The following is a 14,489-nucleotide window of genomic DNA, read 5'->3' as shown; positions in this document are numbered from 1 at the left end:
TGCAACGCGGACCCGACATTGCTTGCGACAGGACCCCAGGTTGGTTATCCAATGCAGATAGCTCAGTTCGCTGCCCTGGTCGCCTGCGCCATTCTGGTTGGCCTCGGCATCTTTCAGGCAGCCCTCATCGGCGGGGCGCCGCTCGGGAGAATGGCGTGGGGAGGACATCACGACGTCCTCCCCGTCAGGCTCAGGGTCGGAAGCGCCGTGTCCCTTGCCCTCTACGCCCTGTTCGGCTACGCGGCGCTGGCCAGGGCCAACGTGTCCCCGCCCATGGTCAACGAGACCGTCACCGCGGTCTTCATATGGGGGCTGACAGCATACTTTGCACTGGGCGTGGTGATGAATGGGATCTCCCGGAGCAAACCGGAACGCCTCATCATGACCCCTGTGGCGCTGGTCCTCGCAGCCATGTACCTTGTCCTTGCGCTCAGCTGATGGATTACAGATTTTCCCCGGCACTGACACTCGACCCCACCGGCCGCGGCGGGCCCAAATGGCTTAGTGGCAGCAGCCGGGGGTAGCGTCGAACCATGACTCCTGGACGCCCCGTACCGCCGCCCTTTGCCAAGCCGCTTCCCGATCTGACCACGGACACTACGAACACCGCGGGAACCTCGACGCCGGGCCAGGGCGCGCGCCTGGCCGCCGCCTACGGTGCGACCGCCAGCGATAGCGCCTTGGTTCCGCTGACCGTTGCCCGCCGCGCCCCGAAGGAGGACGACGTCGAGATTGCCATCGAGTTCTGCGGGCTCTGCCACTCGGACGTCCACGCCACCCGGGGCGAATGGGGGAACAGAGACTACCCGCTGGTTCCCGGCCACGAAATCGTCGGCCGGGTCAGCCGGGTCGGGTCCGCGGTCGACGACTTCAAGCCCGGAGAGCTGGTCGGCGTCGGCTGCCTGGTTGATTCCTGCCGCGAATGCGATAGCTGCCTCGACGGCCTGGAACAGTACTGCGAAAACGGCATGACCGGGACCTACGGCTCGAAGGATCGCCGCAACGGGGACACCACCACCCAGGGCGGCTACGCCAGTTCCATCGTCGTGGACCGCCGCTACGTCCTCCGCGTCCCGGAAAGCCTCGACCCCGCCGCGGCCGCACCACTGCTGTGCGCCGGAGTTACCACCTACTCCCCGTTGCGCCACTTCGACGTCGAGGAAGGGGACGTCGTCGGCGTCGTCGGCCTGGGCGGCCTGGGACACATGGCCGTGAAGCTGGCCAAGGCCATGGGTGCCGAAGTGAAAGTCTTCACGACCTCGGAGTCCAAGATCGCCGCCGCCCGAGAACTCGGCGCCGATGACGTCATCCTGTCCCGCGACGCGGCAGCGATGGAAGCCGCGAACCGCAGCATCGACGTCATCATCGATACCGTCGCCGCGCCGCATGACCTCAACCCGTATTTCCGCACCCTGCGCGTTGACGGCGCCCTCTTCCAGCTCGGACTTCCCTCGGAGGACATGCCACCGGTGAATCCCGCCGCGCTGATCCGGCGCCGGATCGCGTACGCCGGCTCGCTGATCGGCGGGATCGCCGAGACCCAGGAAATGCTGGACTTCTGCGCCGAGCACGGCGTCACCTCGGACGTTGAGGTGGTCGGGGCCGACCAGCTCAACGAGGCCTACGACCGCATGGTGGCTGGAGAAGTGAAGTACCGTTTTGTCTTGGACACCAGTACCCTCGGTTCAGCTTCGGAAAGGGCAGACACATGAGCACTCTCTTCACCAGGATCATCAACGGCGAGATCCCCGGCCGCTTCGTCTGGCGCGAGGACGACGTCGTGGCGTTCCTGACGGCGGGTCCGCTCGCCGATGGCCACACCCTCGTGGTCCCCATCGAGGAAGTCGACCGCTGGACCGACGCGTCGCCGGAGCTGCTGGGCCGCGTGATGCAGGTGGCCCAGAAGATCGGCGCCGTTCAGGTCGACGTGTTCGACGCGGCGCGCGCCGGTCTGATCGTGGCCGGCTACGAGATCAACCACCTGCACGTCCACGTGTGGCCGTCCAACACCATGGCGGATTTCGACTTCGGTTCGGTGGACCAGCACCCCGATCCCGCGCAGCTGGACGCCAACGCCGAGAAGCTCCGCGACGGGCTCCGGAAAGCCGGACACGAGGCCCACGTGCCCGGGGCGTAGCCGGCTCTTACCAACCGCTGGCGCCGGCCCGGCCGTCCCTACCGGGCGTCAGGCCGGGGCCAGCGCCTTGTTAAGCACGGCGCGGATCCGCTTCTCGGAGACCGAATAGGCGGTCCCGAGTTCGACGGCGAACAGGCTCACCCGAAGTTCCTCGATCATCCAGCGGACCTGGGTTAACTCGGCTCCGGCCCGCCGCCCCGGCAGCAGCGCCGACACGACGTCGTCGTAATCGTCCTCCAGCGCCTGGACTGCAGCCATGTTCTGGGCATCCCGCTGGACGTTGGTGGGGAGCTTCTCGAGGCGTTTCTCGATCGCTGCGAGGTAGCGCGGCAGCTGGCTGAGCTGGCTGTAGCCCGTGCGTGCCACAAACCCGGGGAAGACGAGGTGATCCAGCTGGCTCTTGATGTCGTTGAGGGCGCTGATCAGCGCCAGGCTCGTGGTGCCCTTCAGCGCCTTCTCGATCCGGCGGGTGCTGGCCAGGATGCGTTCCACGACGGCGGTGACGGTGAAGACGGTGTCGATCAGTTCCGCCCGGACCTTTTCGTAGAGCGCGCTGAAGGTGGCCTCGTCCCAGGGCAGCTCGGCCGGGGTGAGCTTGTCGATGGCGGCGAGGGCGCAGTCGGCAATCAGCGCGGTGACGGAGCCGTGCGGGTTCTGGCTGAACGTCAGCTTTTCGGTATTGTTGAGGTGCTCCAGGACGTAGCGGTCCGGCGGCGGAACCTTCAGTGCGAGCAGGCGGATGACGCCGCCGCGCATGGCCTGTTCTTGTTCGGAGCCGGTCTGGAAGAGCCGCAGGGCGACGGAACTGCCCTCATCCACGAGCGCGGGATAGCCGGTGACGGTATGCCCCTTCACCGTGCCCTGGACCTGGCGCTGCACCGTTCCGAGGGACCAGGAGGTCAGGCCCGTTTTCTCGGCGAACCCGGTCGAAGCGCCGGAGAGGGCCGGCGCCGTCGCTTTTGCCGCGCCGGCGCCCCGGCCGGCTGACTTGCCGTTGGAGCTGCCGGCCGCCGTCCCGCTGGCCTTGCCGTTCGATGTGGGTGCCGTCGTGGCAGGTGTGGCGCCCAACGACTCGGCGATCGCCCGGCGGGTGGCCGGTGCCAGCCGTTCCTGCAGCACTCCGAGGTCCTTGCCCTCGTCCAGGATCTTCCCCTGGGAGTCCACGACCCGGAAGCTGACCCGCAGGTGTGACGGAACGGTTTCCCAGTGCCAGGAATTCGGCGGGATGACCTGGCCGCGGATCCGGCGCAGGACGAGTTCCAGGGAGGCCTCCAGATCGTCGGTGGCCGGATCGAAGTCCGCCTCGAGGGCCGCGACGGCCTGGCGGGCCACGTCCGGGGCCGGAACGAAGTTCTTGCGCACCTGTTTGGGCAGTGACTTGATCAGGGCCGTGACCAGCTCCACCCGCTGGCCTGGAATCAGCCAGCGGAACGCCGCGTCGTCGAGCTGGTTCAGGAACAGCACCGGCACCTCGGCGGTGACGCCGTCGGACGGGTTGGGCGGCGAGCCGGGGGCGACCGGGTGGAACTCGTAGCTCAGCGGCAGCTCAAAACCCTTGTGCAGCAAGGTCTTCGGGTAGGCCGAGTCATCCAGGGCATCGGCGTCGTCGCTGATCAGCAGCGCCTGGTCGAAATCGAGCAGCGCGGGATCCTGCTGCCGGGCATCCTTCCACCATTTGTCGAAGTGGCGTTCGGACACCACCTCCTTGCCGATCCGGGCGTCGTAGAACTCGAACAGCGTCTCGTCGTCCACCAGGATGTCCCGGCGCCGCATCCGTGCCTCGAGCTCCTCGACCTCGAGGAGCAGGGCCCGGTTGCGGTGGAAGAATTTGTGGTGGGTTTGCCAGTCGCCCTCGACCAGGGCGTGACGGATGAACAGCTCTCGGCAGAGCTCCGGATCGACCTTGCCGTAGTTGATCCGGCGGCTCGGAATGATCGGCACGCCGTACAGCGTGACCTTTTCATGGGCCATCACCGAGCCCATCTTCTTGGACCAGTGCGGTTCGCTGTAGCTGCGTTTGACCAAGTCCGGCGCCACCTGCTCGACCCAGAGGGGGTCGAACTTCGCAGCCACCCGGGCCCACAGCCGGCTCGTCTCCACGAGTTCCGCGGCCATCACGAAGGTGGGGGACTTCTTGAACAGGGCCGAGCCCGGGAAGATCGCGAATCGGCTGCCGCGGGCGCCGGCGTATTCGCGCTTGCGCTCGTCGAGGATGCCCACATGGCTCAGCAGGCCCGCCAGCAGGCTGATGTGGATCCCCTCATGGTTGCCCACCGGATCGGCCAGGCGTTTGTTGTCCAGGCTGATGCCGAGCGGCCGGGCGAGCTGGCGCAGCTGGGCGAACAGGTCCTGCCACTCGCGGACGCGCAGGTAGTTGATGAACTCGGCACGGCAGAGCCGGCGGAAGGCGGTGGAGGAGAGCTCCTGCTGCTTTTCCTGGAGGTAGTTCCAGAGGTTCAGGAAGCCGGTGAAGTCCGAGTTCTCGTCCCGGAAGCGGGCGTGCTTCTCCGCGGCGAGCTGCTGTTTGTCCGTCGGACGTTCGCGCGGATCCTGGATGGTGAGTGCCGCCGCGAGGATCATGACCTCGCGGACGCAGCCGCGCTTGCCGGACTCGACGATCATCCGGCCGAGCCGGGGGTCCACGGGCAACTGCGCCAGCTGCTGCCCGACGGCGGTCAGCCCGCCGCCGTTTCGGCCGGCGGCCGAGCTGCTTCGTCCGCTAGCGGACGGGCGGCCGGGGCGTGCGCCGGCGTCGGGCTCATCCACCTGCTCCAGCGGGCGGACGGCGCTCAGGGCGCCCAGCTCGCGGAGGAGCGAGACGCCGTCGTTGATGGCACGGGAGTCCGGCGGCTCCACGAACGGGAAGTTTTCCACATCCTTCGGGCTGCGGGCCACGCCCATCGCGGTCATCTGCAGGATGACTGCGGCAAGATTGGTGCGCAGGATTTCGGGATCGGTGAACAGCGGCCGGGACTCGAAGTCCTCCGCCGAGTACAGCCGGATCGCGATGCCGTCCGAGACGCGGCCGCACCGGCCTGAGCGCTGGTTGGCCGACGCCTGGGAGACGCGCTCGATCGGCAGCCGCTGGACCTTGGTGCGGTGCGAGTAGCGGGAGATGCGGGCGGTTCCGGTGTCGATGACGTATTTGATGCCGGGGACCGTCAGGGAGGTCTCGGCGACGTTGGTGGCGAGCACGATCCGGCGTTTGCTGCCGGGGTGGAAGACCTTGTGCTGTTCCTGCAGGCTCAGCCGGGCGAAGAGCGGGAGCACCTCGGTGCCGGCGAGCTTGCGGTTGGACTGGATCCTGCCGTTGAGCGCCTCGGCGGCGTCACGGATTTCACGCTCGCCGGAGAAGAAAATCAGGATGTCGCCGGGCGCTTCCTGCGCGAGTTCGTCGACGGCGTCGCAGACCGCGTCCAGCGGATCGCGGTCCTCTTCCAGCTCGTCGTCGGAGGCATCGACGTCGTCACTGGTGGCGCCGGGGCCGCCAGCTGGCTGGGACAGCGGCCGGTAGCGGATCTCGACCGGATAGGTGCGCCCGGAGACCTCGATGATCGGCGAAGGCTCGTCCTCACTGCCGAAGTGCTTGGCGAACCGCTGTGGATCGATGGTGGCCGAGGTGATGATGATTTTCAGGTCCGGCCGCTGCGGCAGGATCCGCTTGAGGTAGCCGAGAATGAAGTCGATGTTGAGGCTGCGCTCGTGCGCCTCGTCGATAATGATCGCGTTGTATTTGCGCAGCAGCCTGTCGCGCTGGATCTCGGCCAGCAGGATGCCGTCGGTCATGAGCTTGACCTTGGTGTCGCGGCCGACCTGCCCGGTGAAACGGACCTGGAAGCCAACTTCCTGTCCGATCTCGACGCCGAGTTCCTCCGCGATGCGCTCGGCCACGGTGCGTGCGGCAAGCCGGCGCGGCTGTGTGTGGCCGATCAGTCCGTTTTCGCCCAGGCCCAGTTCCAGGCACATCTTGGGAATCTGGGTCGTCTTACCGGAGCCGGTCTCGCCGGCGATGATGGTGACCTGGTTTGCGGCGATGGCGGCCATCAGGTCCTCGCGGCGCTCGGATACCGGCAGCTCGGCGGGGTAGGAGATATGCATTGTCATGGCTGCACTTAGTCTACTGGGAAGTGTTCCTGCGGCGGTTCCGGAACAGAGAAGTGCCCGGTCCCTTGCGGGGCCGGGCGGCGGGTGGAGTTTCGGGGTGCAGCGTGACCGCTGCCAGGAGGCTCAGAAGATCCGGAAGGTGTAGTTGACGCTGGGCAGGTCCAGCGCGGACCAGGAGTCTTCCGAGCGGACCGGCGGGTTGTGGCCCAGCCCGTCCTTGCGGAGAGCGGCGATGGTGGCCGCGAGGCCGATGACAATGAGGACAATGACTGCGATTCCGAGGAGTTCCATACCTCCATGGTTCTCCGGGATCAGAGCCAAAAGAAGTGGCAGAAATGCCCAAAAAGCTATAATTTCTGCCACAATTCTGCCAGACTGGAGTCATGATCAAAACAGTCGCAATGATCCTGGTGCCCAACTTCTCGGTCTTTGAGTTCGGCACCGCTTTTGAGGTTTTTGGTGTGGACCGGTCCGACCGGGGGACCGGCGTTCCTGCCTTCGATTTCCGGGTCTGCACGCCGGCGCCGGGCGACGTCCCGATGAAGTCCGGATTGTCCCTGAACGTGGGGCTCGGACTCGATGCCGCATCCGACGCGGACCTGGTCATCATGGCTCCGTACGGACGGGACGAGGACGTCCCGGAATCCGTGCTCGAGGCGCTGCGCGCCGCGCACGCCCGCGGCGCGTGGGTTATGTCCATCTGTTCCGGGGCCTTCGCCCTGGCCCGGGCCGGGCTGCTTGACGGCCGCCGCTGCACCACCCACTGGCACTACTCCCAGGAGCTCGCCAGCAAGTACCCGGCAGCGCACGTTGATGAAAACGTCCTCTACGTCGAGGACAGCCGGATCATTACAAGCGCAGGAACGGCCGCCGGAATCGACGCCTGCCTGCACCTGGTCCGGGAGGAATACGGCGCCAGCGTGGCGGCAGCCATCGCCCGGGACATGGTGGTTCCGCCGCACCGCGACGGCGGCCAGGCCCAGTTCATCGACCGGCCGATCCCGGCCTGCGGCTCCGAACCGATGGAGCGACTGCTGCAGTGGATGGTGCGCCACCTGGGCGAGGAGCATTCGGTCAACGAATTGGCTGCGCGCGTGCACATGTCGCCGCGTACTTTCGCCCGGCGTTTCCGCTCCGAGACGGGAGCGACGCCGGCGGCCTGGCTCAACTCCCAGCGGGTGCTGCGGGCCCAGGAACTGCTTGAGACCACGGATCTGAACATCGACGAAATTGCCCGCGAATCCGGCTTCGGCCACTCGGTGCTGCTGCGGCACCACTTCGGCAAAGTGCTGGACACCAGCCCGCAGTCCTACCGCCGCACCTTCCGCGGCCACCTGGCCGCGGTGTAGGTGGCGGCAGCCGGCGGAGCCGTCGGCGCGGAAGTCAGCCCAGCGGAAGTAAGCCCCGCGGACGTCAGCGGAGCGGCAGCCCGTCCGGCGGCGGCCCGGGTTCGGCCGCCGCCTTGGCCGTCTCCACGAGGTCCCGCCATGGTCCGGTGACGGCCTGCTCTGGCAGGGTGGCGCGGTGCTGCCCGGCCCGGATGTTGTACAGGAACCGGTCCGGCTGGCCGGCCGCCGCCGCCCTGCCCGACTTGGGGACGGCGTCCCACGGGCAGGCCTCAATGAGCGGCTGCCAGACGTCGGTGTCCTCCGGCGGCGTGGGCTGCACGGTCCACGTCCGCTTCATGCCAGCAATACCGCCGCTGCGCTGGACGGTGATTTTCATGGAACTCGGTGCTTCATGAGACAGTCCCTTTCAGGGGTCTCGGATCTTCATGAGCGTGCTGATCGTCGGGCTCCGGGGAGCTTTACCTTCACAGTTTCCCACGCGGACCGCACGGCGTCATGCTCCGGCGAATCCTCCCCGTACAGTTCCCTGGCGGACGCCGCCGTGGCCTTGGCGAACGCCCCGAACGTGGCGGTCGGGGCCAGGCTGCCGCCCGTCAGCGTCTCGTACCAGATCCGGCCCGGCGCCTCCCAGGCCTGGCCGCCGAGGCTCGTGGCAGCCAGGCAGAACGCCCGGTTGGGGATCCCGGAGTTGATGTGCACGCCGCCGCTGTCGGCGGTTGTGTGCACATAGCCGTCCATGGAGTCCGGCTGCGGATCCTTGCCGAGCACGTCGTCGTCGTACGCCGTGCCCGGGGACTTCATGGAACGCAACGCGGACCCCTGGACCTTGTCCGTGAAGAGCCCTTCGCCGATCAGCCAGCTGGCCTCCGCCGTCGACTGCTTCCGGACGTACTGCTCGACGAGCGCTCCAAACACATCGGACATCGATTCGTTGAGGGCGCCGGCCTGGTTGCGGTAGACCAGCCCGGCAGAGTACTGGGTGACGCCATGGGCGAGTTCGTGGCCGATCACGCTCAGCGACTTGGTGAAGCGCTGGAAGACCTGCCCGTCGCCGTCGCCGAAGACCATTTGCCGGCCGTCCCAGAACGCGTTGTCGTACAGGCGCCCGTAGTGGACCGTGGCGTCAAGGTGCAGGCCGTTGCCGTCGATCGAGTTGCGGCCAAACGCTTCGGCGTAGAGGCGGTGCGTGTGTCCCAGACCGTCGTAGGCCTCGTCGGCGGCGGGATCGCCGGTGGGCGGTTCACCCTCTTTGCGGACCACGCTGCCGGGGAGCTGTTCGGCGAACTTGGCGTCGTAGACCGTCCGTTCCGGCGCGGACGGCTTGGGCTCCCGCAGGCCGGGGTGGCTGCCCGGCCCGGGCACGGCGCGGGAGGCCTGGAAGCTCGGGACGTGCAGGAGGGCTTCCTTCGCCGCGCGGGCGGCCTGGGAGAGCTCCGGTTCTCGTTGGGCTGCCAGACGCCGGAGCATGTACGGCGGAATGATGGAACAGAACATGTGAGACCCCTTAGTGCTTCTGCGGGGTCCCGGGGTGGTGCTGCGGCCGGCACCCAGTCCAGCCACCCGGCCGCCGGAACCCCGCTGCCGATGCAGACAGCCTACGAGCGGGCAGCGACATTTGGCAGGGTGGCACGCCTTCTTCTTCCGCGACAAGCACCCCGGGCTGTTCCGCGGAGCAGCCCGGACGTACAATCACGCATGAAAAAATTAAGGTACTCCGTGACGATCAACGCCCCCGTGGAGGACGTCTGGACCACGATGCTGGCCGATACCACCTATCGGGAGTGGACCAGCGCCTTCGGCGACTCCTACTACGAGGGGGACTGGAACCAGGGCAGCGAGATCCGGTTCCTCGGGTCCGACGGCGACGGCTCATTCGCGGGATTGATCGCCACCGTCGAGGAAAACCGGCCCCATGAGCTGGTCGCGCTGCGCTACATCGGGCAGATCGTCAACGGGGAGGACGACACCACGAGCGAGGCCGCGAAGGCATTCATTGGAACCCATGAGAAATACGCGTTCAGCGGCGACGGCGGAGTGACGACAGTGAACGTGGAGCTCGACAGCGAGGACGAGTTTGTCGCCATGTTCGACGACGCGTGGCCGCTGGCGCTGGCGAAACTCAAGCAGATCGTGGAGTCCCGGATCTGAGCCGGCCGATCTCCTGCCGGGCCCATTGGGGACCGCAGGTCAAGGAGTTAAGGGGGACCGCGAGTCAACGATGAAGTGTTGCACCACGGTCCATAAATTTGTGGTGGTCCAGTAGATCAGGGACGCCGATCTGCTCGTGCTTCATGGCGCCCATGCCCATGCCCATGCCAATGCCCTTTCCGCTGTTGTCCGCCGTCGTGATACCGGACAGAAGGGTGAAAAGCGCGAAGAAGAACGGCACCTGACCAGCGCGGGCAGGCAGGCTGAGAACGGGTTGGTACCGTGTTTCTTGTAGAGGCCAAAGGGTGCCGAGTACCCCGGCTACTCACTTAGGATCGTGAAGCTGCCGGTGCCGGATGTCCCGGTATTTTCGTCCTTCACGGTCACTTCGTACACACCCGGAACGCTGATTTTGAGCTTGTTGTCGTCGGCTTTGAAAAAGCTGGTTTCAAAGTTGGAGCACTGACCGTACCGCTCTGACGGAATGGGTTGGGGCCCCCTGATGGTCACCAATATCTGACAAGCGTTGCTTTTGATCTCTGTTCCGTCCGCGCGTAGACCCGACCATCCATAGGCGACCTGTATATGACCCCATCCGTTCGCCATCTGGTACAGATTCTCCTTGAGTCCAACGACTTTCCCATAGGTAGTGGTCGTCATCTCAGACACCACCACTAGCGAGGACAACGCGTCCGATGGAACGATGCTCCGGGCTGGTTGCGGTATCGGAGTAGGTGATCCACCAGGCGGACTGGTCGTGATTGTTGGGCCGAGTGAGGACGGGCTTTGGGGTTTGCCGTCTGAAGATTCCACGGGGGCAGTTGGATTCACAGTAGTTGTTTGTGTCTCGGTTACCTGCGCATCCAAGGGGGTTGCTCCAGGGCCGCCGATGGTGAACCCTGTCACTGCCTGAAGTAAGGCCAGGAGCGTAATTAAACCTGCGAATCCCCCCAAAGCCGTCAAAGCTCTTTTCCAAAAAGTCGGCTTCTTAGTCTCGGTCAAATCTCGTTCAGTCATGGAGCCCCCTTCCAACACTTACGACGCAACGAACAGAGCCCAAGCTATGAGTTGTTGATCGATTTATTTCTTGCTCACTTTACGATGCCAGCTGCAAGAAGTCCCGGAACTTTCTGACGTGGTTGCCGGAGCCAGCGGTCCGCCGCTCGCACACTGTCGTGGGGCCCAGTCCACCTCGAGCTGAGAGCGTTATTGCAGGCTGACGAGGGCGATCCCATCAGGCCAAGAAGCGCTCCACAACTGCCTGTGGACCAATCCGCAGGACGCCGTGCGGTCTCTTGCTGTTATGGCGATACCGCGTTCAACATGCGGTCCCGCGCGCACGCTGCACTTCCTTCGGACCAGCTAGACAATTTGAGGCGGCAGCGACCGGCCGCAGTTCCGCATGTCGAAGCGCCCTCCGGTCACTGCGTACAGACAGGAAAAGGTAGCCGGCGATCAGTGACGTGTTCAGAAAATGCCGCCCCATCATGACCATTTTCAGCGATCTAGGGCAGGCTGGAGCCAGGCACCAATTGACGGTGTACAGATTACGTTTCGGCACCCAAGGATTCGGCCCGCGCCTGTACCGCGTGGTCGAACGGATGCCCATGCCTCTCAATGCCGATTGTCGAACATACGAGAAACCCCGCCACTTCATGAAGTGGCGGGGTTCTTGGTTGTGCCCTCGATTGGAATCGAACCAACGACCTTCTGCTCCGGAGGCAGACGCTCTATCCCCTGAGCTACGAGGGCAGTCAGGGTTCCTGCCGTTACCGGCGGGACGTCCTAGAGCTTAGCAGGAAGGTGGGGTCCAAGGGAAAATCGGCGTGTTCAGTGACCCGCGAACGTGTTCAGTAGCCGGCAAAGGAGTCCACGTGGATCCGGCGCGCCCCGGCCCGGCGGGCGGCGGCGCGGAGTGAGCGGACACTTGCCGGGGAGCCCGAGATGTAGACATGCCGGCCCGCAATGTCGGGGACGAGTTTCTTGAGGGTGTCGCCGTCGATCCGGGCGGGGCCCGCATCCTGCATAAACGGCGGCGGCGCGGATCCGTCGGCAAGCCGGGCGATCACCCGGACACCGGCGCGTTCGAGTTCCCCGGCGTAGGCGAGCTCGGCGGCGTTTTTGGCCAGATACAGCAGGACCACGTCCCGGTCCCGGGCCGGCCGCCCGGACAGCTGGGCCAGATACGGGGTAATGCCGATCCCGGCGGCTATCAGCAGCACCGGGACGTCGGGTTTCCGCGGCAGGACAAAATCGCCGCCGACGGTGGTTGCCGTCAGCTCCTCGCCGGGCTGCAGGGCAAGCAGCGACTGTTTTGCCGTGGACCGCGGTTCGGCCGTTCCCACCCCGATGGTGAGTTCCGCAGCGTCCGGCGCGCTGGTCAGGCTGAACACCCGCCGCCGGCCCTTGTGGTCTGCCTTCCCATGCGGCAGGTTCAACTCGATGGACTGCCCCGGGGCGAACCGGAGCGGGCGCCCGGGCTGGAAGCTGAACTCCGTCGTCGTCGGCGTCAGCGGCCGGGAGCCACTAAAGCGGAGCAGGACGCGGCCACGCTGCCCGGCAAAAAAGGCGAGCGCGTTCCCCACGAGCAGCGCCAGCTCGGGGGAATTGGCCACGAAGCCAAAGTTGTAGGGGATGGCGAAGAGCAGCCCGACGACGGCGGCCAGCACCAGTTGCTGCCGCCGGCGTGGCGGCAGCGTCAGCGGCTCGGTCAGCATAAAGCCGACGAAGAACAGGACCGGGCGCTGGGCCAGGGTCTGCCACAGCGCGTCGCCCAGTCCCATCCCGGTGCGCAGCAGTTCCACGGCGACAATGACGACGGCCACGACCGTGAACACCGTAGCCATCAGGAGCTTCCGGACCCGGTAGAGCACCAGCAGGATCCCGGGCAGCACCAGCCAGAGCATCGCGGGGGTTGCAGCCCACCAGGTGGCAATGTTCAGTCCGGTCAGCCCGGTCATGAACGCGCCGGCCGCCGCGGCGTTGAAGATGTGCCGGCCGCGCCAGGCCAGGGCGTACTTGGACGCCGACGCGAGCACGCAGGCGAGGGCAACGCCGGCCAGGTCCAGGTACTGCAACCCCGCCGAGAACTGCGTTGGCCAGAAGAGGAAATAGAGCAGCAGGCCGGTGATCAGGGACGATTCAGCATGCGGACGAACGTGGAACACCGCCGCGATCGCCCGGTTGGAGGCGTAGGTCAGCCCGAGGCAGAGCGCCAGGTGCGCGAGCATCTCCGGGAGGCCGAACGTCAGCCAGCCAAGCAGTTCGAGCAGCAGGCTGTAGCAGGCCAGCACGGCGAGGACCCAGAGGACCAGCCGGTACATCGTGAACCGGCCCAGCGCCGTGTCAAGCCGGGAACTGACCGGTGCGGAGGTTATGTCGGTCATGAAAACAACACCCCTTCAAAATCGGCCGAATATTCCGCGTGGCCGTCCGAGTGGACGGTGAGCCAGGAACACTCGAACTCCTCCCGCAGGCGGGACCCTTCGACGAAAAACAGTGCGGTTGCCAGCGCGTCGGCCACCATTGCGGTCGGCGCCATCGCCCAGCTGGCGACGACAGTGCGTACCGGCGCCCCGGTAGTGCCGTCCAGCACATGGTGCAGCCCGTCGCCCCAGACGCGCCGGTTGGCAGCGGACGCGCAGAGCGCCCCGGCGCCGAGGGTGACGATGCCAATGGCCCGGGTCCGGTCATAAGGATGCTCCAGGCCCACGTCGACCGGCATGGATCCGGCGTTGACCAGGTCCCCGCTTGCGTCGATGACGTGCTCGCCGACGCCGCCAGCACGCAGTTCAGTGGACAGCAGGTCCGCCAGCTGCCCCTTTCCGGCCGCCCCGACGTCGATCACGACAGGGGCGCGGGTGGTCAGGACCGTGCCTTGCCAGTCCAGCACCTCGTCCCAGGGCGGGGCGGGGATCGGCGGTCCGCCCGGGCGGAGCGAGTAGCCAGCGTCGTAGCCGAGCTGTTCCAGGCTGCCGCCGATCAGCGGGGTCATCGCCCCGCCGCTGAGCCGGTACAGGGTTTCGTAAAGCGGCCCCAGGTCAGCTGCCCCGGCCGGCAACACGTGGCGTCCCGGCTGCCGCGAGGCTGCCGCGATCAGGGAGTCGGGCCGGAAACGGGACCAGGCGGCGTCGTAGTCCGCCACGGCAGCCAGGAGACGGCCGCGGAGCGCGCCGGAGAGCGGGACCGGTGTGGAAATCTCCCAACGGGTACCGATCCCGTCGAAGCTGAAATCCGTCCAGCCGGGATGCGGCACGGTTCCTCCTGGTGGCTGCTGGTTCGTGGCTACTTGGCCTCGGACTTGATCTTCTCCACGGCCTGGTTGAAGCCGCCGCTGGTCAGCGATGAAGCGGCCACTTTGGAGACCTTGATCTCGTTGAGCTTCTTGCCGACAATCTGGGAACTGATGCCGCCGGAGAACTCGCCCTGGAACTTCTTGGTATTGGGATTGGACGGATGCGGGGTGATCTGCACGTCCGACACGGCTCCGCCGGCAAGCGTCAGGGTCACTCCCACCGTCTCGGTGCCGTTCGGTGAGACGTAGTTGCCATCCGCACTGTAGGTGCCGTCCTTGTAGCTGGTGCTGCCAGCCGCTGCTGGAGCACCGCTGGTGGCCTGGCTGTCCGCAGCCTGTCCGGGCGCGCAACCGGCCGCGGACCCCAGGGAAAGGCCGGCGATGCCGACGACTACGCTTTTGCGGAAAGAGGTATTCATGCGGCGGCTCATTTCTCTCGAGATCGGGTGGGGGCGAT

The 14,489-nt window shown here is 66.2% G+C and carries 13 protein-coding genes, 1 tRNA gene and 1 pseudogene; 5 read left to right on the top strand and 10 right to left on the bottom strand.

Annotated features, from left to right (window positions below; all coding sequences use genetic code 11):
* Positions 1–51 precede the first annotated feature (51 nt).
* The 3 genes from AC50YM_RS02800 to AC50YM_RS02790 all read left to right on the top strand — a co-directional run bounded on the left by AC50YM_RS02800 (position 52) and on the right by AC50YM_RS02790 (position 2,137).
* A complete protein-coding gene (locus AC50YM_RS02800; RefSeq protein WP_494955491.1) occupies positions 52–438 on the top strand; it encodes a hypothetical protein in 387 nt (128 codons plus the stop codon).
* Positions 439–533: 95 nt separating this feature from the next.
* Positions 534–1,712, top strand: a complete 1,179-nt coding sequence (locus tag AC50YM_RS02795; RefSeq protein WP_494955490.1) for an NAD(P)-dependent alcohol dehydrogenase — start codon at positions 534–536, stop codon at positions 1,710–1,712.
* Entirely contained in the window at positions 1,709–2,137 is a 429-nt protein-coding gene (locus tag AC50YM_RS02790; RefSeq protein ID WP_494955489.1) for an HIT family protein, read from the top strand. The genes AC50YM_RS02795 and AC50YM_RS02790 overlap by 4 nt, the downstream gene beginning before the upstream one ends.
* Before the next feature lie 48 nt (positions 2,138–2,185).
* On the opposite strand, the gene hrpA is transcribed toward AC50YM_RS02790, so the two are convergent.
* Together hrpA and AC50YM_RS02780 are read right to left on the bottom strand one after the other, a co-directional pair.
* Positions 2,186–6,241 (bottom strand): ATP-dependent RNA helicase HrpA, encoded by a 4,056-nt coding sequence (gene hrpA / locus AC50YM_RS02785; RefSeq protein ID WP_494955488.1) that lies wholly within the window; start codon positions 6,239–6,241, stop codon positions 2,186–2,188.
* 123 nt (positions 6,242–6,364) lie between these two features.
* Entirely contained in the window at positions 6,365–6,532 is a 168-nt protein-coding gene (locus tag AC50YM_RS02780) for a hypothetical protein (protein ID WP_494955487.1), read from the bottom strand.
* A gap of 92 nt (positions 6,533–6,624) precedes the next feature.
* On the opposite strand from AC50YM_RS02780, the gene AC50YM_RS02775 reads away from it, so the two are divergent.
* Positions 6,625–7,590, top strand: coding sequence for a GlxA family transcriptional regulator (locus tag AC50YM_RS02775; protein WP_494955486.1), 966 nt, complete (start codon positions 6,625–6,627; stop codon positions 7,588–7,590).
* Positions 7,591–7,654: 64 nt separating this feature from the next.
* Here AC50YM_RS02775 and AC50YM_RS02770 read toward each other — a convergent pair whose 3' ends face one another.
* Positions 7,655–7,966 (bottom strand): protealysin inhibitor emfourin, encoded by a 312-nt coding sequence (locus tag AC50YM_RS02770; protein ID WP_494955485.1) that lies wholly within the window; start codon positions 7,964–7,966, stop codon positions 7,655–7,657.
* Positions 7,967–8,013: 47 nt separating this feature from the next.
* Entirely contained in the window at positions 8,014–9,084 is a 1,071-nt protein-coding gene (locus AC50YM_RS02765) for a M4 family metallopeptidase (protein WP_494955484.1), read from the bottom strand.
* Between the two features lie 201 nt (positions 9,085–9,285).
* On the opposite strand from AC50YM_RS02765, the gene AC50YM_RS02760 reads away from it, so the two are divergent.
* On the top strand, positions 9,286–9,738 hold the full coding sequence (locus AC50YM_RS02760) for an SRPBCC family protein (RefSeq protein ID WP_494955483.1): 453 nt from the start codon (positions 9,286–9,288) through the stop codon (positions 9,736–9,738).
* A 127-nt stretch (positions 9,739–9,865) separates the two neighbouring features.
* On the opposite strand, the pseudogene AC50YM_RS02755 reads toward AC50YM_RS02760, so the two are convergent.
* The 6 genes and pseudogenes from AC50YM_RS02755 to AC50YM_RS02730 form a co-directional block, all read right to left on the bottom strand.
* Positions 9,866–10,035, bottom strand: a pseudogene (locus tag AC50YM_RS02755) (YidC/Oxa1 family membrane protein insertase); the annotation flags it as partial.
* A 24-nt stretch (positions 10,036–10,059) separates the two neighbouring features.
* On the bottom strand, positions 10,060–10,755 hold the full coding sequence (locus AC50YM_RS02750) for a hypothetical protein (protein WP_494955482.1): 696 nt from the start codon (positions 10,753–10,755) through the stop codon (positions 10,060–10,062).
* A gap of 662 nt (positions 10,756–11,417) precedes the next feature.
* A tRNA-Arg gene (locus tag AC50YM_RS02745) sits at positions 11,418–11,490 on the bottom strand.
* A 98-nt stretch (positions 11,491–11,588) separates the two neighbouring features.
* The gene (locus AC50YM_RS02740; protein ID WP_494955481.1) at positions 11,589–13,124 is read right to left on the bottom strand and encodes an FAD-dependent oxidoreductase; all 1,536 of its coding nucleotides are present in this window, start codon (positions 13,122–13,124) and stop codon (positions 11,589–11,591) included.
* Positions 13,121–13,993: an FAD:protein FMN transferase gene (locus AC50YM_RS02735; RefSeq protein ID WP_494955480.1), complete on the bottom strand. Its 873-nt coding sequence runs from the start codon at positions 13,991–13,993 to the stop codon at positions 13,121–13,123. The genes AC50YM_RS02740 and AC50YM_RS02735 overlap by 4 nt, the downstream gene beginning before the upstream one ends.
* A 29-nt stretch (positions 13,994–14,022) precedes the next feature.
* Positions 14,023–14,451, bottom strand: a complete 429-nt coding sequence (locus AC50YM_RS02730; RefSeq protein ID WP_494955479.1) for an FMN-binding protein — start codon at positions 14,449–14,451, stop codon at positions 14,023–14,025.
* Positions 14,452–14,489: the final 38 nt, after the last annotated feature.

Source organism: Pseudarthrobacter sp. RHLT1-30-1, from assembly GCF_059383415.1.
This window is presented reverse-complemented; position numbering and strand designations above follow the sequence as displayed.